Consider the following 18792-nt stretch of genomic DNA (forward strand, 5'->3'; position numbering starts at 1 on the left):
GATGCTGGTGCTTCGGATGTGGTGCGGTGCTGCCTCCGGCCGATCGGTGCGTCTCGGCCGGGTCTCCCGGATCAGGTCGCGGGACGATGGCGTCGGGTGACGAGCCGCTCCAGCGCCAGCGTGGCGCAGTAGAAGACGAGTCCGACGAGGATGGCGCCGAGGACGTACGCCCAGGCGAGGCTGTAGTTGCTGCTCGACGCCGCGGTGGTGATCGACTTGCCGAGCCCGCCCACGGGTCCGCCGAAGTACTCCGCGATGAGGGCGGAGATGACGGCGAGGCTCGACGCGATGCGCAGGCCTGTGAAGAGGAACGGCAGCGCTCCGGGGAGCGTGACGTACCGGGTGGTCTGCCACGGCGACGCCGCGTAAGCGGTCATGAGGTCCCGGTGGACCGGACGGACCTGACGGAGGCCGCGCAGCGTGTTGAGGTACATCGGGATGAAGACCGCGATGGCCGCGACCAGCTGACGCCCGGTCTCGACGTTGGCGCCGAACATCGAGTACAGCACCGGCGCGAGCGCCACGATCGGCACCACCGCGATGGCGGCGATGACGGCCGCGCTCAGCTCGTCGATGACCTTCACCAGGGCCGCGACGATGGCGAACACGATGCCCACGACCGCCCCGAGGACGAGTCCGACCAGGGCGTTGCCGCCGGTCACCAGCGCCCCCTGGACCACGGTCGGGAGGTTGGCGCCGAACGACTGCCCGATCGCCGCCGGGGACGGCACGACGAACGGCTTCACGTCGAGCAGCACCACGACGAGCTGCCACAGCGCGAGCGCGACGATGCCGAGCACCACCGGCGCCACGATGGTGCGCGCGAGGCTCGACGAGTCCCTCATCGGTTCTCCACTCCCTTGACGCCCACCGGCGCCTCGCCGTGGAGGAGCTCGCGCACCTTGCTCACGGCGTCGAAGAAGCCGGCCTCCTCGCGCAGGCCCTCGCCGCGCTCCTCGGCCGAGCCGAGCTTCACGGGGAGGATGTCGCGGATGCGGCCCGGTCGCGGCGACATCACGACCACGCGGTCGGAGAGGTACACCGCCTCCGGGATGGAGTGGGTCACGAACACCACGGCCGCTCCGGTCTCGCCGCAGATGCGCAGGAGCTCGGTCTGCATCCGCTCGCGCGTCATCTCGTCGAGCGCGCCGAACGGCTCGTCCATGAGCAGCAGCTTCGGGCTCTCGGCGAGCGCCCGGGCGATCGCGACGCGCTGCTGCATGCCTCCGGAGAGCTGGTCGGGGTAGTTGTCGGCGAAGTCGCCGAGGCCCACCATGCCGAGCAGCTCGTCCGACCGGGCGCGGCGGGCCTGCGGCGACACCTTGTGCAGCTCGAGCGGGAGCTCGATGTTGCCGCGCACGGTGCGCCAGGGCAGGAGTCCCGCCTGCTGGAAGGCGATGCCGTACTCCTGGTCGATCCGGGCCTGACGGGCCGTCTTGCCGAAGACCGTCAGCGTGCCGGTGGACGGGGTCTCGAGGTCGGCGATGAGCCGGAGGAGAGTCGACTTGCCGCATCCGGACGGCCCGATGAGCGAGACGAACTCGCCCGGCGCGACGGTGAGGTCGATCTTCTCCAGCGCCGTCACGGTCGCCTTCTTCTTCGTGGTGAAGATCTTGTCGACCCCCGTCACCTGGACGGCGGCCTCTGTCGTGCTCGCGTCGGTCACGCGGGCACCTCCCCTCTGCGGAATCGGCGGAGCACCAGGCCGATGAGGCCGATGAAGCCGGCGGCGATGAGGCCGACGACGATGGCTCCGAAGATTGGAGCCCAGGTGCGTGCGGGATCCCCCGACGCCTGCTGGGCGAACTCGATGATCATGCGGCCGATCCCGCCGCGCAGCCCGATGGAGACCTCGGCGACGACCGTGCCGATGACGGCGTTGGCGGCGGCGAGGCGGAGCGCCGGGAGCAGGTAGGGCACGCTCGCCGGGAGGCGGAGCCGGAACAGCGTGCGCCACCAGCCCACGGAGTAGGTGCGGAAGAGCTCGACGTGGATGCGATCGGGCGAGTTCAGTCCGCGGAGCGCTCCGACCGACACCGGGAAGAACGCGAGGTAGGAGGCGATCACGGCCACCGACATCCAGTCGGCCCAGCTGAACGAGCCGATCTCGATCTGCGACCCCCAGCGCTTCACGAGCGGGGCGATGGCGATGAGGGGCACGGTCTGGCTGAGGATGATCCACGGCAGGACCGCTGACTCGGCGGTCCGGAAGCGCTGCATGAGGATCGCGAGCAGCATCCCGACGACGACGCCCACGACCCAGCCCACCGCGGCGATGCCGAGCGAGAAGGCCGAGGCCTCCAGCACGGCGCCGAACACGGTCTTGCCCTTGTTGCCCTGGACGGCCTGACCGAAGCTGGCCACCATGTCCCAGACGTGCGGCATCGCGATGTCGGTGGTGCGCGGGAGGACGGTCAGCCCCCCCACGACCACTCCGCCGGACGGTCCGACCGCCTTGTAGAGCTCCCAGAGGACGACCAGCAGCACCACGCCGGCCGCCCCCAGCAGCACCCCGCGAAGGGCCGTCCTGCTCATGACTTGGCCGTGATGTGGTCGCGCAGGGCGGGCATGACGGTCTCGCCGTAGACGCGGAGGGTCTCCTCCTTGTTGTCGTGCTGCAGGTAGCCGGCGAACTGGGTGACCCCGATCTCCGCGTACTGCTTCAGCTTCTCGATGTGCTGCTCGGCCGTGCCCAGGACGCAGAACCGGTCGACGATCTCGTCCGGCACGAACGTGGTGTGCGAGTTGCCCGCACGGCCGTGCTCGTTGTAGTCGTAGCCCTCTCGGCCCTTGATGTAGTCGGTGAGCGCCTGCGGCACCGCGCCGTCGGATCCGTACTTCGAGACGATGTCCGCGACATGGTTGCCGACCATCCCGCCGAACCAGCGGCACTGGTCGCGCATGTGCTCCCAGTCGTCGCCGATGTAGAACGGAGCGGCGACGCAGAAGGCGATCTCGTCGGGATCGCGCCCGACGTTCTCGGCCGCGGCCCGCACGTGGTCGATCATCCACTTGGCGATGTCGATGTCGCCGCACTGCAGGATGAACCCGTCGCCGACCTCTCCGGTGAGCTTCAGGGCGAGGGGGCCGTAGGCGGCCACCCACACGTCGAGCTCGGAGCCGTGGCTCCACGGGAACTGGAGCGTCGCACCGTTGTACTCGACCGCGCGCGAGTTCGCGAGCTCGCGGATGACGTGGATCGACTCGCGCAGCGTCTTCAGCGTCGTCGGCGCGCCGTTGGTGACGCGCACCGCGGAGTCACCGCGGCCGATGCCGCAGATCGTGCGGTTTCCGTACATCTCGTTGAGGGTCGCGTAGTGCGAGGCCGTGACGGTCCAGTCGCGGGTGGCGGGGTTCGTCACCATCGGGCCGACCTTGATCTTGTGCGTCTCCGCGAGGATCTGGCTGTAGATCACGTACGGCTCCTGCCAGAGCAGGTGCGAGTCGAAGGTCCAGAAGTAGTCGAAGCCGTACTGCTCGCTGAGCTTCGCGAGCCCGACCGTGCGGGCCGCGGGTGGGTTGGTCTGGACGACCGCGCCGAATTCCATGCTGTGTGTCTCCTCGGATCCGGTGGGTGGATGGGGGTGGGCCGCTCAGACCAGGTACTGGCTCAGACCGCGCTTGAAGTACTTGCCGTCGCCCTTCGCGCCGATGTACTGGTCGTCGTCGACGATGACCTTGCCGCGCGAGAGCACGGTGTCGACGTGGCCGTCGATCTCGTAGCCCTCCCAGGCGGAGTAGTCCATGTTCATGTGGTGCGCCTTGCCCAGGCCGATCGAGGTGTGGCCGTTCGGGTCGTAGACCACGATGTCGGCGTCCGCTCCGGGCTGGATGACGCCCTTCTTGCCGTACATGCCGAACATGCGCGCGGGGGTCGTGGAGGTGATCTCGACCCAGCGCTCGAGGGTGATCTGACCGGTCACGACGCCCTGGTACATGAGGTCCATCCGGTTCTCGACCGAGCCGATCCCGTTCGGGATCTTGGAGAAGTCGCCGATTCCCATGTCCTTCTGCCCCTTCATGCAGAACGGGCAGTGGTCGGTGGAGACCATCTGGATGTCGTTGGTGCGCAGCGACTGCCACATGTGGTGCTGGTGCCCCTCGTGCTTCGAGCGCAGCGGCGTCGAGCACACCCACTTGGCGCCCTCGAAGTCGCCCCACTCCTCGCTGGTCGCGCCGAGCTGGTCCTCGAGGGAGAGGTAGAGGTACTGCGGGCAGGTCTCGCCGAAGACGTTGAGTCCGCGGTCGCGGGCCCCGGCGATCTGCTCGACCGCCTGCTTCGCGCTCACGTGCACCACGTACAGCGGCGCTCCGGTGAGGTCGGCGAGCATGATCGCGCGGTGGGTGGCCTCCTCCTCGGCCTGCCACGGGCGGGTGGTGCCGTGGAAGTAGGGGGTGGTGTTCCCCGCCTCGAGCGCCTGCTTCACGAGCACGTCGATGATCGCGCCGTTCTCGGCGTGCATCATCATCATCGCGCCGTTGGAGGCGCCCTTCTGGAACGCCCGCAGGATCTGGCCGTCGTCGGAGAGGAACACGCCCTTGTAGGCCATGAAGAGCTTGAAGCTCGTCACGCCCTCCTCGATGAGCTCGTCCATGGCGGTGAGCGACGAGTCCTGCACATCCGACAGGATCTGGTGGAAGCCGTAGTCGATCGCGCAGTTGCCCGCCGCCTTCTCGTGCCAGGCGTGGTACTGGTCGAGGATGTTCTGATCCGGGTACTGCACCACGAAGTCGACGATGGAGGTGGTCCCGCCCCACGCCGCGGCGCGGGTGCCGGTCTCGAAGGTGTCCGACGCGAAGGTGCCGCCGAACGGCATCTCCATGTGGGTGTGCGCGTCGATCCCGCCCGGGATCACGTACTTGCCCGTCGCGTCGATCACGGTGTCGACGGTCGACTTCAGGTCGGTCCCGAGCAGCACGCTGCCGGGCTCGAGCACGGCGGCGATGGTCTCGCCGTCGACCAGCACATCGGCCTGTCCGCGCCCCGTGGCGCTGACGACGGTACCGCCGGTGATGAGGGTGGTGGCCATGGGTTCGGGCTCCTTCTCTTCGTCCTCTTCGTCGCTTCGCTGCGAGGTCGGGTCGGCTACGGCTGCGGGATGGCGGTGTACGAGTCGGGACGGCGGTCGCGGTAGAACTGCCAGTCGTCGCGCATCTCCTGGACCATGTCCATCTCGAGGTCGCGGATGAGCAGCTCCTCCTCGGTGCCCGAGCCGCGCTCCCCCACGAAGTTCCCGCGCGGGTCGATCACCTGGCTGGTGCCGTAGAAGTCGACCGCGAGGTCGCCGTACTCGTTGTCCTCGCGACCGACGCGGTTGGGCTGCACCACGAAGTAGCCGTTGGCGACGGCCGCGGCCGGCCCCTCGACCTCCCACAGCCGGTTCGACAGGCCGGGCTTGGTGGCGTTCGGGTTGAAGACGATGTGGGCGCCGTTCAGGCCGAGCTCCCGCCATCCCTCCGGGAAGTGCCGGTCGTAGCAGATGTAGGTGCCGATGCGGCCGACGGCCGTGTCGAACACCGGGTACCCGAGGTTGCCCGGACGGAAGTAGAACTTCTCCCAGAAGCGGTCGACGTGAGGGATGTGGTGCTTGCGGTACTTGCCGAGGATCGTGCCGTCCGCATCCACGACGACGGTGGTGTTGTAGTACACCCCGATCTCGGCCTCCTCGTAGATCGGGAGGACCATGACCATCTCGAGCTCCTTGGCCAGGGCGGCGAAGCGCTGCACGATGGGGCCGTCGGCCGCCTCGGCGTACCGGTAGTACTTCTTGTCCTGCGTGATGCCGAAGTACGGACCATAGAACAGCTCCTGGAAGCAGATGACCTGCGCCCCCTGCTCCTTCGCGTCCCTCGCGAACTGCTCGTGCTTGTCGAGCATCGAGTCCTTGTCGCCCGTCCACGTCGTCTGAGTGAGCGCTGCCCGCACAACCGTCAAGGTGGTTCCTCCCTCTTCTGGCCCAATCGTCCGGATCGCCTCTTTGCGAATCCGATCGTTTTGTTATTATTGAGCCTGAACATTTCCCTTGTGTTTCAGGATGTGACGCGAGCGTAACGAATCCCCTCGCGTCGCGATAGAGGCAGGCAGGTCGACGCATGGACCTCGAGGTCATCACGGACTCGGTGGAGAGCCGGACGCCGGAGGGCATCGCCGCGGCGATCTCCCGGCTGATCAGAGCCGGGGAGCTCGGGCCGGGAGCGCGGCTGCCCACCGTCCGCACCGTCGCCGCGGCGCTCGGCGTCAGCCCCGCGACGGTGAGCAGCGCCTGGCAGGCGCTGTCGGCCGTCGGGCTCATCACCTCGCGGGGACGGGCCGGCAGCTTCGTGCTCGAGGCCAGCACCGCCTGGATGCCGAGGCACTTCGGCGGCCTGGCGGGAGACCACGTCGAGGCGCGCCTCGACCTGTCCTCGGGCACCCCCGATCCGGAGCTGCTGCCCGACCTCGGCCCGGCCCTGACGAAGGTGCCCACGCGGGCCGACACCGCCAGCTACCTCAACTCCCCCGTGCTCCCCGAGCTCGAGCGCACCCTGCGCGCCTCGTGGCCGGCGCCCGTGGCGTCGCTGACGATCGTCGACGGCGCCCTCGACGCCATCTCGCGTGCGCTCGACGCGATCGTCCGGTTCGGCGACCGCGTCGTCGTCGAGGATCCCTGCTTCCCGCCGTTCTTCGACCTGCTCGAGACGCTGGGCTGCGAGCGCGTGCCGGTCGAGGTGGACTCGGAGGGCATGCGGCCGGATGCGCTCGCCAAGGCGCTCGCCCTGGGTCCCGTGGCGATCATCATGCAGCCCCGCGCGCACAACCCGACCGGGGCGTCACTCAGCGCGTCCCGCGCGAAGGAGCTCGCGCGGGTGCTGCGCAGCCACGAGCACCTCGGCGATCCGGTGATCATCGAGGACGACCACTCCGGCGAGATCAGCACCGCCGCCCCGCACAGCATGGGGGCGTGGCTGCCCGCTCGCACGCTGCACGTGCGGAGCTTCGCGAAGTCGCACGGGCCCGACCTCCGCATCGCCGCCCTCGGCGGGCCGGCTCCCCTCGTCGACCGGATCGTCGCACGGCGACTGCTGGGGCCCGGCTGGACCTCGCGGATGCTGCAGACCATCCTCTACGAGCTGCTCACCGCGAGCACGTCGGCCTCGGCCGTGCACGAGGCCCGCCGCGTCTACCACGCCCGCCAGCGCAGCCTCGCCGAGGAGCTGACCCGGCTCGGGGTCGCCCACGAGCCGGCCGACGGGATCAACGCGTGGATCCCCGTCGCCGACGAGCGCGCCGCGATGGTGGCGTTGGCGGCGTCGGGCATCCGCGTCGCCGGTGGTTCGTCGTTCCTCGCCGCGCCGCCGATCACCGGCGCGCCCGCGCACATCCGCGTCACCGCGGGCCGGATCCGGGAGGACTTCGCCCAGGTCGCCGCGCTCATCGCGTCGGCCGCCACCGCCCGCTCGGGCAGCTGGGCGTAGCTCGCGATCGGTCCTCGCGAGCGGGGGTGGCGGGCGGGTTCCGCCCGCTGGGCGCCGCGTCGCCGCCCCCGCGCGAGCGACGCCGCCTCAGGCGGGCGCAACCCGCGGTGCGCGTCAGACGGCGGCGCGGAGGAGGACCTTCTCGACGGCGGCCCGCAGCTCGGGGACGAGGTCGACCTCGCCCGCGGCGTCGGCCTCGAGCAGGGCGCGGGCCTGGTCGGCGTCTCCCGCGGCGAACCAGCCGGCCACCGTGACCCCGTGCTCCGGACGCGAGATGACCTCGATCGGGTCACCCGTCCTCACGTCGCCGCTCTTCACGACCCGCAGGTAGGCGCCCGGGCGCCCCGCCTCGTCGAACCGGCGCACCCAGCGCGGCTCGCGCATCCGCCGGGCGAAGGTCGCGCAGGGGGTGCGGGGTGAGGCGACCTCGAGCACGAGGGTGTCGCCCACCCGCCAGCGCTCGCCGATGACCGCGCCCGATGCCTCGACGCCGTCGACCCGCAGGTTCTCACCGAACAGTCCCGGCGGGATCTCGCGACCGAGCTCCCCCGCCCAGTAGGCGGCGTCGTCCTCCGAGTACGCGTAGACGGCCTTCGTGCGGCCGCCGTGGTGCTTGCGGCTCACCTGCACGTCGCCGCGGAGACCGTACGGCCCCACGCGGACCGGCTCGTCGGTCGGACGCTTGTCGATGGCCGTGACGCCGTCGGTCCCGGCATCGGGCAGCAGCTGGTGGACGACGCAGACGGCGGACACGAGACCCATCGACACAGAGTACGCGAGCTCGCCCCGCCGACGTGAGTCGCGCGGATGTGCCCCTCCCGACCCGGCAGAATGGACCCGTGCGGATCACAGTGCTTGCGGGCGGCGTCGGCGGTGCGAAGTTCCTCCTGGGGCTTCGCGATCATCTCGCGGAGCGCTGGCCCGACGGCGACGGGGGCACCACCGCGGAGGTCGACGTGGTCGTCAACACCGGCGACGACATGTGGCTCGCCGGCCTCAAGGTCTGCCCCGACCTCGACTCGATCATGTACGCCCTCGGCGGCGCCAACGACACCGAGCGCGGCTGGGGCCGCGCCGACGAGACCGAGCGGGTCAGCGCCGAGCTCACCGCCTACGGCATCGGATGGCCGTGGTTCACCCTCGGCGACCTCGACCTGGCCACCCACATCGCGCGCTCCAGCCTCCTGCGCGACGGCCTCACGCTGACCGAGGTGACCGCCCGCCTGGCCGAGCGCTGGAACCTCGGCGTGCGCCTGCTGCCGATGAGCGACCAGCCGGTCGAGACGCACGTCGAGATCACCGTCGACGGCAAACGCCGCATCGTGCACTTCGAGGAGTGGTGGGTGAAGTACCGCGCCACCGTCCCCGCGCAGCGCTTCATCCAGGTCGGCCTCGACAAGGCGGTGGCGAACCCGCTCGCCGTGCGCTCCCTCGAGCGCGCTGACGTCATCCTGTTCGCCCCCTCGAACCCCGTGGTGTCGATCGGCACCATCCTGGAGCTGCGCGGCATGAGGCAGGCGCTCGACCGCGCCGGCGCGCCGATCGCCGGCGTCTCCCCCATCATCGGCGGCTCCGCGGTGCGCGGCATGGCCGACCAGTGCCTCACGGCGATCGGCGTCGAGACCACGGCGGCCGCGGTCGCGAAGCACTACGGCGCGCGCGGGCGCGGCGGCGTGCTCGACGCGTGGCTGATCGACGGCATCGACGAGCCGTCGGCGCGCGTGATCGAGGCCGCGGGCATCCGCACCTCGGTCGTGCCGCTGTGGATGACGGATGCGACGACGAGCGCTCAGCTCGCCTCCGACGCCCTCGACGCCGCCTTCGCCGTCCCCCGGCGCTAGACCGCGCACACTCTCGCTGCGCCGCGTCCGCGAGCCCCCTTAAGCGGCTTTGTCCGCCTTTCCGTCCCCGATCGGCGAGATCAGGACGGAAAGGCGGACAAAGCCCGAGAGGTGGGGACTACTGGACGTCCTCGTCGACCCAGTCGAGGGTCTTCGTGACGGCCTTCTTCCACAGGCGCAGCTGACGCTCGCGCTCCTCGGCGTCCATCTGGGGCTCCCAGCGGGAGTCCTCCTGCCAGTTCGCGCGCAGCTCGTCGAGGTTGGCCCAGAAGCCCACCGCGAGACCGGCCGCGTACGCGGCGCCGAGCGCGGTCGTCTCGGCGACGACCGGACGCACCACGGGCACGCCGAGGATGTCGGCCTGGAACTGCATGAGCAGGTTGTTGGCGATCATGCCGCCGTCGACCTTGAGCTCCTGCAGCTCGACGCCGGAGTCGGCGTTGACGGCGTCGAGGACCTCGCGGGTCTGGAACGCGGTCGCCTCGAGCGCGGCGCGGGCGATGTGGCCCTTGTTCACGTAGCGGGTCAGGCCCACCAGCGCGCCACGCGCATCCGGACGCCAGTACGGCGCGAACAGTCCGGAGAACGCCGGCACGAAGTACGCGCCACCGTTGTCCTCGACCGTCTTCGCCAGCTCCTCGACCTCGGGAGCCGAGCCGATGAGACCGAGGTTGTCGCGCAGCCACTGGATCAGCGACCCGGTCACTGCGATCGAACCCTCGAGCGCGTAGTGCGCCGGCTGGTCGCCCAGCTTGTAGCCCAGGGTGGTGAGCAGGCCGTTCTTCGAGTGGACGATCTCCGTGTCGGTGTTAAAGATCAGGAAGTTGCCCGTGCCGTAGGTGTTCTTCGACTCACCGGCGTCGAACGCCGCCTGACCGAACGTCGCGGCCTGCTGGTCGCCCAGGATGCCGGCGACGGGGACCTCGCGCAGGAGGTTCGACGACTCGACCTGGCCGTAGACCTCGGAGGAGGACTTGATCTCGGGCAGCATCGACTTCGGGACGCCGAACGCCTCGAGGATGTCGTCGCGCCACTGCAGCGTCTCGAGGTCCATGAACAGGGTGCGCGAGGCGTTCGTGACGTCGGTGGCGTGCACGCCGCCGTCGGTGCCGCCGGTGAGGTTCCACAGCACCCAGGTGTCGGTGGTGCCGAACAGCAGGTCGCCGGCCTCGGCCTTCTCGCGCGCGCCCTCGACGTTCTCGAGGATCCAGACGATCTTCGTGCCCGAGAAGTAGGTCGCGAGCGGCAGGCCCACGATCTGCTTGAAGCGCTCGGGGTCGCCGTCGGCGAGACGGTCGACGATCGGCTGCGTGCGCGTGTCCTGCCAGACGATGGCGTTGTACACCGGCTCGCCGGTGTTCTTGTCCCACACCACCGCGGTCTCGCGCTGGTTGGTGATGCCGACCGCGGCGATGTCGTGACGGGTCAGGTCGGCCTTCGACAGCGCCTGGCCGATGACCTCGCGGGTGTTGTCCCAGATCTCCTTCGGGTCGTGCTCGACCCAGCCCGCACGCGGGAAGATCTGCTCGTGCTCCTTCTGGCCCACCGACACGATGGAACCCGAGTGATCGAAGATGATCGCCCTGGTGCTCGTGGTGCCCTGATCGATGGCGAGGACGTACTTCTGTTCAGCCACGGATTACTCCTTTGTCTCGTGCTACTTCGATTGTCTGAGTCTGTGCGGATCTGTCTAGTGCTTTCGGGTGAACGGATGCGCGGAGTGCGCGCATCCGTTCACCGTCAGCCCAGGAGAGGGAGGAGGGGGATGGCGGCGAGACCCGCCAGCACACCGCCGATGATGGGGCCGACGACCGGCACCCAGGAATAGGACCAGTCGGACGAGCCCTTGCCCTTGATCGGGAGGATGGCGTGCACGATGCGGGGGCCGAGGTCACGGGCCGGGTTGATCGCGTAGCCGGTGGGACCACCGAGCGACGCGCCGATCCCGATCACGAGCAGCGCCACGGGAAGGGCACCGAGCGCGGCGAGGCCGCCCTCACCCTGACGTCCGCCGCCGAAGCCGATGACCACGAACACCAGCACGAAGGTGCCGATGATCTCGGTCACCAGGTTCCAGCCGTACGAGCGGATCGCCGGACCGGTCGAGAACACGCCGAGCTTGTTCGCGGCCTCCGGCTCCTCGTCGAAGTGCTGCTTGTAGGCCAGCCACACCAGCACGGCGCCGATGATCGCACCGATCATCTGCGCCCCGATGTAGGCGATGACCGACACGAAGTTCACGTCGACCGGCGTCGCGGCGGACCCGAACGTCTTGGCGCCGTTGGCCACGAGACCGAGGGTGACGGCCGGGTTGAGGTGAGCACCCGACGCGTAGGAGACGATGACACCGGCGAAGACGGCGAGACCCCAGGCGACGTTCACCATCAGGGTTCCGCCGTTGAAGCCCTTGGTGCGGATGAGAGCGACGTTCGCGACGACGCCGCAGCCGAGGAGCACGAGCATCGCCGTGCCCACCAGCTCCGACAAGAAGTCGATTCCGAGATTGTCCACGTTGACCTTTCTTCGGCGGGCACTCGCCCACCCCCTAGTGCGGCGTCAGCGCCGCGGTTGTCCTCCTCCCGACAGGGAGGAGGTGTCCGCCGTCGTCCTGGCGGGCGGAGCTCGGGTCGGCTCCCGCCAGGACGACGGCGACGTGTCAGGCGGCCGAGGCCGCCGTCGCCTTCTCCGCGTTCCGGGCCGGAGCGGTCGCCGGGGCGGCCGCCTCGAGCTCGATCCCGTGCAGGAAGCGGAGCGTCTCCACGGCGAGCGCACGCTCGTCGGCGAGACGCGCATCCGACCAGCCGAGCGCCGACGCGGTGACCGAGGCCAGCTCGTCGAACACGGGCTGCGTCAGGCCGCCCACGAAGGCCACGATCGTGCGGCGCAGCACCATGTCGGCCAGGTGCACCGTGTGCTCGCGGGTCGCCATGTAGGCGATCTCGCCGGTCGAGTAGTGCGGCAGCGACGCGAGCGGGGCGTCGCCCTCGGAGGAGGCGAGGAACTCGGCGACCTCCGCCGCCTTGGTGCCGTAGCGCTGGAACAGGTCGCGCATCCGCGCCTCGCCCAGCGCATCCGCGTGCCGCTTCACCCACTGGCTCTGGCCGGACGCGGTGGTCGGGTAGCCCTTGCCGCCGCCGATCTGGAGCTCGGTGGTCTGCACGGTACGGGTCTTGCCGAGCAGCGCCAGGGTGTCGTTCGCGAGGTGCTCGGAGAGCGCACGGAACGTCGTCCACTTGCCGCCGACCAGGCTGAGCTGCTTGGTCTTGGTCGACTTCGCGAACGGGGTCTGCTCGATCCGGTAGTCGCGGGAGACGAACCCGGGAGCGGTGTCGCCGTGACCGGGCAGCGGGCGGATGCCGGCGTAGCGGTACACGATCTGCTCGCGGCCGACGTGGATGGTCGGGAAGACGTGCTTCACGAGGGCGAAGAAGTAGTCGACCTCCTCCTCGGTGCAGACGCTCGGCTCGTTCACGTCGGCCTCGAGGTCGGTGGTGCCGACGAGGACGCGACCGTTGAGCGGGTAGATCAGCACGATGCGGCCGTCGTTGTTCTCGAAGAACACCTCTCCGCCGGCGCAGGCGTCGAACAGCTCCTGGTTGTCGAGCACGATGTGCGAGCCCTTGGTGCCGCCCATCCACTGGGTGGCCTCGCCGAGAGCCCTGTTGGTCTCGTCGGTCCAGGGGCCGGTGGTGTTGACGACGACGTCGGCGGTGACGGTGAACGTCCGGCCGGTGAGCGTGTCGCGCAGCAGCACGCCGTCGCCGTCCGCGCCGATCGCCTCGACGTAGTTCGCCGTGCGGGCGTGCGACCCCGTGGCGAGGGCGTCCTGGACCAGGTCGAGCGCGAGGCGCTCGGGGTTCTCGACGGCCGCGTCGTAGTACGTCGCCGTGTACTTCACGTCCGGGCGCAGCTTCGGGAACTTCTGCATCGTCTTCTTGTGACCGACGAAGCGGTGACGGGGCACGGTGCCGCCGTCGCGCGAGAACGAGTCGTATCCGGTGAGGCCGAGCTTGATCAGAGCGGCACCGCGCTCCTTCGGCTTGCCCTGCTTGTGGGTGAGGAAGCGGAGCGGGGCCGACACGATGCCCGAGAAGGTGGAGAAGATCGGGATGGTGGTCGGCAGCGGCTTCACGTAGTGGGGAGCCAGCTTCATCAGCCGGTTGCGCTCCTGCACGCTCTCCTTGACGAGCCGGAACTCGCCGTTCTCGAGGTAGCGGACGCCGCCGTGGATCATGTGGCTCGAGGCGCTCGACGCGCCCGAGGCGTAGTCGCCGCGCTCGACGAGCACGACGTCGACGCCCTGCAGCGCCAGGTCGCGGAAGGTCCCGATCCCGTTGATGCCGGCGCCGATGATCAGCACCTGAGCGGAGGGGCGGTCGAGGATGGACTGCACGTCGGCACGCGTCTGCGCGTCGACGGGCGTGTTCTCGGTACTCACTGTGCACTCGCCTTCGTCATTGAGCGTCGCATCGAGGCTGCTGTCACGGACTCTGTGAGGGCGCGTTCCATACGACGACATCCAGTTGTACGAGCTTCGTCACATATGATCAAGCTCAGTGCACATATGTGCAACGGACGATGGATCCGCAGTCTCGGAAGGAAAGGGACCCCGACGATGGCGATGGGCGAGAGCGCAGCGACGACCGAGAAGATCCGCGACGCGCTGCGCGCCGCACACCTGTACTACATGCAGGATCTGACGATGGAGGCGATCGCCTCGGAGCTGCGGACGTCCCGGTCCTCCGTGTCCCGACTGCTCAGCTTCGCGCGGGAGATCGGCCTGGTCGAGATCCAGGTGAAGTCGCCGGTCGACCGCCTCTCGACGGTCCAGGAGCGCATCCGGACGCAGTTCAACGTCACAGCTCACGTCGTGCCGGTCCCGGACTCGATCAACGAGGTCGATCGGCTCGAGCGCGTGGCGCTGAGCGCTGCACGGATTCTCGGCCCGTTCTTCGACTCGAACATGACGATGGGCATCGCCTGGGGGTCCACGCTGTCCGCCGTCTCGCGGCATCTGCAGGAGAAGGTGACGCACAACTCGCAGATCGTGCAGCTCAACGGAGCCGCGAACACGCGCACCACCGGCATCGGGTACGCGAGCGAGATCATGGGGCGCTTCGGGCGTGCCTTCGGCGCGTACGTGCAGCAGTTCGCCGTCCCGGCGTTCTTCGACGACCCGCGCACGAAGGAGGTGCTCTGGCGTGAGCGCAGCATCCGGCGCGTCCTGGAGATCCAGAAGCACATGGACGTCGCGCTGTTCGGACTCGGCTCGCTGCTCGCCGACGTCCCCTCTCACGTGTACTCCTCCGGATACCTCGACGAGGACGACCTGGCCTCGCTGACGCAGTGGGGCGTGGTCGGCGACGTCGCGACCGTGTTCTACCGCGCGGACGGATCCAGCGACGACATCCCGCTGAACGCCCGGTCGTCGGGGCCGTCGCTCGAGCTGATGCGGCGCGTGTCGCGACGGGTGTGCGTGGTGTCGGGGCGGTCGAAGCTCCCCGCGCTCCGCGGCGCCCTCGCGGCCGGCGTCATCACGGACCTCATCGTCGACGAGGCCACCGCCCACTCCCTCCTGGAGCCCTGACCCGCAGCTGTTCGACCGCGGGCCGGGCCGGGCACGGCGTGGCGGGCCGGGCTGGGCTCAGGGGTGGAGGGCGAGGGCGGCGGTGGTGGCGGGGCCGACGCCGAGGGCGAGGGCCGCGTCGAGGTCCGCCTCGGTGTCGACGTCGCGGCGGAGGACGGCGCCGGCCGCGTCGCCGAGCTCGCGGTGCCCGGCCGCTGCGTGCCGCAGGGCGGAGCCGGCGCCGAAGCGCGGCACCAGCGGATGGGCGCCGGTCGCGGTGATCAGCGTCGTCCCGGTGCCGTCGGCGTCCGCGACGTAGGCGAGCGGATGCGCGGAGGCCGCCGACAGGGCCGTCGCCACGGCGTCCGCGCGCAGGGCGGGGAGGTCGCCGAGCATGGCCGCTCGAGCGAGGCCGTGCGGGCGGAGGGCGGTGAGCCCGGCGCGGACGGCCGCGTTGAGTCCCTCCCCCGGATCGGCGACCAAGCGCGCGCCTCGCCGCTCCAGGTCGGCGGCGAGACTCCCCCGCGGCGCCACGACGATCACCTCGGCGACGTCGGGCGTCTCGAGGAGCGCGCTCACCGCATCCGTGGCGAAGGCCGCCGCGAGCGCCGCCCGCTCGGAGAGGGTGCGGTCGGGGGCCAGTCGGGACTTCGAGTCGGCCGTCCCCTTGACGGGGACGACGACGCTCCAGTGCAGGGTCATCCCCTCCAGTATCGCGCCGCGACCCAACCGTTCCGACCGCTGTGCCGAACCCACAATGTATTCGCCGATCCGGGGAATGATGCAGACACATCGAGGGTTGTATACATCGTGAGCAGAACGTTTGTGGAGATCGAAGGAGACCGGGGCCAGGTGTCTCGGTACCGCAAGCACGTCAATGGCAAGGGACTCGTCGCCGTCGGCGCCGAGGTCGATCCGAGCGCCTACGTCCACCCGACCTCGTACGTCGAGACGGGTGCGAGGGTCGCTCAGAACGTGTGGATCGGCCAGGGCAGCTGGATCGAGCGGGGCGCCCTCGTCGGGGCCGGCACCGTGATCGGCGCCCACGTGCACGTCGGCGAGGACTCGCGCATCGGCCTCGGTGCGAAGGTGGGCAGCCACAGCAGGATCGGGGCCGGGTCGACGATCGCCGACCACGCCCACGTCGAGAACGACTCGACGCTCGCCTCCGGAACCCTGGTGCGCACCGACGGATCGCGAGGATACGCCCGCGCGGCCTGAGCCGCCTCCTCGTCCCGATCGCCCCGCCCTCCTCCCCGGAGCGCGGGGCGATCGGCTTTTCCACCCGGGGCCGCAGAAGACGCAGGGGCTCAGGCTCGATGTCCCGCGATGAGGGACGACCCGCCTCATCCCCTGCATTCTCCGCGGCACTCGCCTCCCACGACCGGGACTGATGCAGCCCGCACGGGGATGCGGCACACTGGGGGCATGCGGATGGCGCTGCGTTCCCTGGTGGTGACGCTCGTCGTCGCCTCGGGGTACGCCGTGGCGGGCGTGTCGATCGGCGAGCTCGCTGTGTCCGTGGGCTCCGCCCCCGCTCTCGCCCTGGCCGCGGCCGCCGTCCTCGCCGGCGCGGCTCTCCTCGTCGCCGTGCGCGTGGTGGCGCGGTCCGGCGACCGTCCGATGACCGCGCCGGGCGCCGTCGCCCGTTGCGCTCCGGTCGAGCCGCGCGTCTCCGCGGGTGCCTCGCGTCCGCACGTCCTTCCGTCTCCTCGAGCCCCGGCGGGCGTCTCTCCGGCGACGGCCTGATCCCCTTCCTCCGCCCCTGCGGAGGAAGCTCCGCCTGCATCCCTGCGCGGAGCGGATCCTCTGTCGCCAGATGACCCCGTCCTCTGCTCCGACAGGAAGAACTCCGTGAACCCCTACGACATCCCCGTCCTCGCCGCCGTGCTCGAGGGCGCCTCTCGCCTCATCGAGCAGCTCTCGTCGCTGCTCGATCCTCTCGCCGGGGCCTCCGCCGCCGCGCTCGCCATCGTCGTCGTCACCCTGCTGGTCCGCGCCGTGCTCGTTCCGGTGGGCGTCTCGCAGCGGCGAGCCCAGCGGACCCGCGCCCGGCTCGCTCCCCGCATCCGTTCGCTGCAGCAGCGGCATCGATCCGATCCGGCGCGTCTCGAGCGCGAGCTGTCGGCGCTCTACGCCTCGGAGAAGGCCTCCCCGCTCGCCGGCTGCCTGCCCGTGCTGGCTCAGGCGCCCGTCCTCGCCGTGGTCTACGCGGTCTTCAGTCTGCCGATGATCGCCGGTCACGCGAATCCGCTCCTCGCGCACAGCCTCGCCGGCGCTCCCCTCGGTCAGGGGCTCGTGGCCGCGGCCGGGGCCGGATCGCTGCCCGGACTGGCGGTGTGCGGGATCGTCGTGGCCGTGGTGCTCCTGCTGGTCGTCCTGACCCGTCGGCTGCAGCAGCGCACGGCGACGCTCGACCTCGGCAGCTCCGCGGCGGTCGGACTCCCGGGTGGGCCGGGGTTCGGGCGCGCCCTGTCGTGGCTGCCGCTCGTCAGCGTGGTGTTCGCCGCGCTCGCGCCCCTCGCCGCCGCACTGTACCTCGCGACGAGCATGGGGTGGACGCTCGTCGAGCGGACCATCCTCGCGGTCGCGCTCCCGGTGTGAGCGGGAGTCGCGCCGTGATCGACCGAGCGTCCGGCTCGGGCGGATCGCCGGTCAGTCGCGGGATCGCGCGAGAGCGCGGGCCGCGCGGGCGAGCAGGATGCGGATGGCGACCGGGTGCAGGAGTCGCGCCACGGGGCCCGGCGCCCGCCCCTCCGCCGTGCGCATCCGCAGAGCCGTGGTCACACGCACGAGTCCGGACTCGGCATCGACCGCGAGCGCGAGCCTCGCCTCGACCGCCGGCGTGTCCGCGACGAGGAGGACCTCCGACCCGAGCTCGTCGGCGAGGAGATCGCGAGCCTCGGCGACCCGGCTCCGCGCCGCATCGAAGGGTGCGATGCCCGCCAGGCCCCGCGCCCACCGTGGCGGACGACGATCGAACGCCGCGTCGACCCACTCGCTCGCGGAGTGCGAGGTACCGGGCGGCAGCGGGAGCACCACCACGTCGACGAGGTCCGGCGTGCGCAATCCCCGGAGCGCGAGGGACCGGAAGGCGGGGACGGCGCGCTCCTCGGAGCGTCCGAGGAGGATCGCCTCATCGGTGCCGAGCCGGAACATGTCGCGCTCGCCGGTGCGGGAGATCGCCCGCGCGGGCGTGTCGAGGTCGTCGACCACACCGCGGTCGAATCCCCGCACGACGGCGACCGGGACCCCCGTCGTCTTGCCCTTCACGAGGTCGCCGGCGGAGGCCAGCTCGTCGGCCAGCACGGTCTTCGTGACCAGGAGCTCGCGTCCGAACGTGTCGCGGCTGCCGTGCAGGTCGTCGAACACCCTCACCCCGGCGGCGCCGATGGCGAGATCGATCTGCCCCTCCCGCCAGGCCCTGCCGAGGGTGTCCGTGATCACGACGCCGATCCGTGCCCCTGTGGAGGCGCGGAGCGATGCGGCCAGGGTACGGGCGGAGGCGTCGGGATCGACGGGCAGCAGGAGGACGGTGCCGTCCGGGGTGTTCGAGGCGTCGACGCCCGCGGCCGCCTGCACGATGCCCTGCCGGTTCTCGACGATGCGGGTGACACCGCCCGGGTAGGGTCGCGTCGCGACGACCCGCACGGTCTCCGCGGTGATCGCGTCCTCTCGGTCGGCCGCCGCGACGCGCCGCCCCTCCGCCTTCGACACGATCTTGCTCGTCACGACGAGGACGTCGCCGTCCTCGAGGGTGATCCCGCTCGACGCGAGCGCCGCGCCGATCAGCGCGGCGAGATCGGCGCCCTCGTCCACCTCGGGGATGCCCGGGACCGGGATGACGCGGATCTCGCCCTGCTCCACGTCCTGCTCCACCCCTCGAGTCTAGGCGTGGGCCCGCTCGCCGTCGGGTGCCGGCGGAGGCGG

At 70.5% G+C, this 18792-nt stretch carries 18 protein-coding genes; 6 read left to right on the forward strand and 12 right to left on the reverse strand.

Annotated elements, in window-relative coordinates; all coding sequences use genetic code 11:
* Window positions 1–71: 71 nt before the first annotated feature.
* From IEX69_RS04965 to IEX69_RS04990, 6 genes are read right to left on the reverse strand one after another with little or no spacing between them, the layout of a single operon-like run.
* A complete protein-coding gene (locus IEX69_RS04965; RefSeq protein WP_085019989.1) occupies window positions 72–845 on the reverse strand; it encodes an ABC transporter permease in 774 nt (257 codons plus the stop codon).
* The gene (locus IEX69_RS04970) at window positions 842–1666 is read right to left on the reverse strand and encodes an ABC transporter ATP-binding protein (protein WP_114704485.1); all 825 of its coding nucleotides are present in this window, start codon (window positions 1664–1666) and stop codon (window positions 842–844) included. Before IEX69_RS04970 ends, IEX69_RS04965 begins: the two co-directional genes overlap by 4 nt.
* Window positions 1663–2535, reverse strand: coding sequence for an ABC transporter permease (locus IEX69_RS04975; RefSeq protein WP_085019990.1), 873 nt, complete (start codon window positions 2533–2535; stop codon window positions 1663–1665). The genes IEX69_RS04970 and IEX69_RS04975 overlap by 4 nt, the downstream gene beginning before the upstream one ends.
* Window positions 2532–3548, reverse strand: coding sequence for a TIGR03842 family LLM class F420-dependent oxidoreductase (locus tag IEX69_RS04980; protein WP_085019991.1), 1017 nt, complete (start codon window positions 3546–3548; stop codon window positions 2532–2534). The genes IEX69_RS04975 and IEX69_RS04980 overlap by 4 nt, the downstream gene beginning before the upstream one ends.
* A gap of 45 nt (window positions 3549–3593) precedes the next feature.
* Window positions 3594–5030 (reverse strand): dihydropyrimidinase, encoded by a 1437-nt coding sequence (gene hydA, locus IEX69_RS04985; RefSeq protein WP_085019992.1) that lies wholly within the window; start codon window positions 5028–5030, stop codon window positions 3594–3596.
* 56 nt (window positions 5031–5086) lie between these two features.
* Window positions 5087–5935: a nitrilase-related carbon-nitrogen hydrolase gene (locus IEX69_RS04990; RefSeq protein WP_085019993.1), complete on the reverse strand. Its 849-nt coding sequence runs from the start codon at window positions 5933–5935 to the stop codon at window positions 5087–5089.
* Between the two features lie 158 nt (window positions 5936–6093).
* Between IEX69_RS04990 and IEX69_RS04995 the strand changes: the two genes are divergently transcribed.
* Window positions 6094–7455, forward strand: coding sequence for an aminotransferase class I/II-fold pyridoxal phosphate-dependent enzyme (locus IEX69_RS04995; protein ID WP_085019994.1), 1362 nt, complete (start codon window positions 6094–6096; stop codon window positions 7453–7455).
* 114 nt (window positions 7456–7569) lie between these two features.
* Here IEX69_RS04995 and IEX69_RS05000 read toward each other — a convergent pair whose 3' ends face one another.
* The gene (locus IEX69_RS05000; protein ID WP_085021488.1) at window positions 7570–8217 is read right to left on the reverse strand and encodes an MOSC domain-containing protein; all 648 of its coding nucleotides are present in this window, start codon (window positions 8215–8217) and stop codon (window positions 7570–7572) included.
* Between the two features lie 77 nt (window positions 8218–8294).
* Here IEX69_RS05000 and cofD point away from each other — a divergent pair, with 77 nt between their 5' ends.
* A complete protein-coding gene (gene cofD / locus IEX69_RS05005) occupies window positions 8295–9296 on the forward strand; it encodes a 2-phospho-L-lactate transferase (RefSeq protein WP_085019995.1) in 1002 nt (333 codons plus the stop codon).
* Window positions 9297–9414: 118 nt separating this feature from the next.
* Here the strand turns inward: cofD and glpK are convergent, their stop codons facing one another.
* From glpK to IEX69_RS05020, 3 genes are all read right to left on the reverse strand, one after another.
* Complete coding sequence (gene glpK, locus IEX69_RS05010; RefSeq protein WP_085019996.1) at window positions 9415–10932, reverse strand: glycerol kinase GlpK; 1518 nt, start codon at window positions 10930–10932, stop codon at window positions 9415–9417.
* 104 nt (window positions 10933–11036) lie between these two features.
* Window positions 11037–11759, reverse strand: a complete 723-nt coding sequence (locus IEX69_RS05015) for an MIP/aquaporin family protein (protein ID WP_229756405.1) — start codon at window positions 11757–11759, stop codon at window positions 11037–11039.
* A 193-nt stretch (window positions 11760–11952) separates the two neighbouring features.
* Window positions 11953–13734, reverse strand: a complete 1782-nt coding sequence (locus IEX69_RS05020) for a glycerol-3-phosphate dehydrogenase/oxidase (RefSeq protein WP_085019998.1) — start codon at window positions 13732–13734, stop codon at window positions 11953–11955.
* Window positions 13735–13911: 177 nt separating this feature from the next.
* Between IEX69_RS05020 and IEX69_RS05025 the strand changes: the two genes are divergently transcribed.
* On the forward strand, window positions 13912–14883 hold the full coding sequence (locus IEX69_RS05025) for a sugar-binding transcriptional regulator (protein ID WP_085019999.1): 972 nt from the start codon (window positions 13912–13914) through the stop codon (window positions 14881–14883).
* 57 nt (window positions 14884–14940) lie between these two features.
* Here IEX69_RS05025 and cofC read toward each other — a convergent pair whose 3' ends face one another.
* Window positions 14941–15564 carry a 2-phospho-L-lactate guanylyltransferase gene (gene cofC / locus IEX69_RS05030; protein WP_085020000.1) on the reverse strand — a complete coding sequence of 208 codons (624 nt, stop codon included), beginning with the start codon at window positions 15562–15564 and terminating at the stop codon, window positions 14941–14943.
* A gap of 108 nt (window positions 15565–15672) precedes the next feature.
* Here cofC and IEX69_RS05035 point away from each other — a divergent pair, with 108 nt between their 5' ends.
* The 3 genes from IEX69_RS05035 (at window position 15673) to yidC (ending at window position 17466) form a co-directional block, all read left to right on the forward strand.
* Window positions 15673–16083, forward strand: coding sequence for a transferase (locus IEX69_RS05035; protein WP_174604461.1), 411 nt, complete (start codon window positions 15673–15675; stop codon window positions 16081–16083).
* Window positions 16084–16290: 207 nt separating this feature from the next.
* Window positions 16291–16611: a hypothetical protein gene (locus tag IEX69_RS05040; protein WP_157127194.1), complete on the forward strand. Its 321-nt coding sequence runs from the start codon at window positions 16291–16293 to the stop codon at window positions 16609–16611.
* Between the two features lie 105 nt (window positions 16612–16716).
* Window positions 16717–17466 (forward strand): membrane protein insertase YidC, encoded by a 750-nt coding sequence (gene yidC / locus IEX69_RS05045; RefSeq protein ID WP_085020003.1) that lies wholly within the window; start codon window positions 16717–16719, stop codon window positions 17464–17466.
* Between the two features lie 51 nt (window positions 17467–17517).
* Here yidC and IEX69_RS21160 read toward each other — a convergent pair whose 3' ends face one another.
* A complete protein-coding gene (locus IEX69_RS21160; protein ID WP_308420477.1) occupies window positions 17518–18741 on the reverse strand; it encodes a coenzyme F420-0:L-glutamate ligase in 1224 nt (407 codons plus the stop codon).
* Window positions 18742–18792 lie beyond the last annotated feature (51 nt).

The sequence above is a fragment of the Cnuibacter physcomitrellae genome (assembly GCF_014640535.1).
Taxonomy (GTDB): Bacteria; Actinomycetota; Actinomycetes; order Actinomycetales; family Microbacteriaceae; genus Cnuibacter; species Cnuibacter physcomitrellae.

Coding starts and splice junctions, on each gene's coding strand:
- hydA (WP_085019992.1), bottom strand. CDS start 5,030: ATGGCCACCACCCTCATCACCGGCGGTACCGTCGTCAGCGCCACGGGG.
- IEX69_RS04980 (WP_085019991.1), bottom strand. CDS start 3,548: ATGGAATTCGGCGCGGTCGTCCAGACCAACCCACCCGCGGCCCGCACG.
- IEX69_RS05015 (WP_229756405.1), bottom strand. CDS start 11,759: ATGCTCGTGCTCCTCGGCTGCGGCGTCGTCGCGAACGTCGCTCTCATC.
- IEX69_RS05040 (WP_157127194.1), top strand. CDS start 16,291: ATGCGGATGGCGCTGCGTTCCCTGGTGGTGACGCTCGTCGTCGCCTCG.
- cofC (WP_085020000.1), bottom strand. CDS start 15,564: ATGACCCTGCACTGGAGCGTCGTCGTCCCCGTCAAGGGGACGGCCGAC.
- IEX69_RS04995 (WP_085019994.1), top strand. CDS start 6,094: ATGGACCTCGAGGTCATCACGGACTCGGTGGAGAGCCGGACGCCGGAG.
- IEX69_RS04965 (WP_085019989.1), bottom strand. CDS start 845: ATGAGGGACTCGTCGAGCCTCGCGCGCACCATCGTGGCGCCGGTGGTG.
- IEX69_RS05025 (WP_085019999.1), top strand. CDS start 13,912: ATGGCGATGGGCGAGAGCGCAGCGACGACCGAGAAGATCCGCGACGCG.
- IEX69_RS05000 (WP_085021488.1), bottom strand. CDS start 8,217: ATGGGTCTCGTGTCCGCCGTCTGCGTCGTCCACCAGCTGCTGCCCGAT.
- IEX69_RS04975 (WP_085019990.1), bottom strand. CDS start 2,535: ATGAGCAGGACGGCCCTTCGCGGGGTGCTGCTGGGGGCGGCCGGCGTG.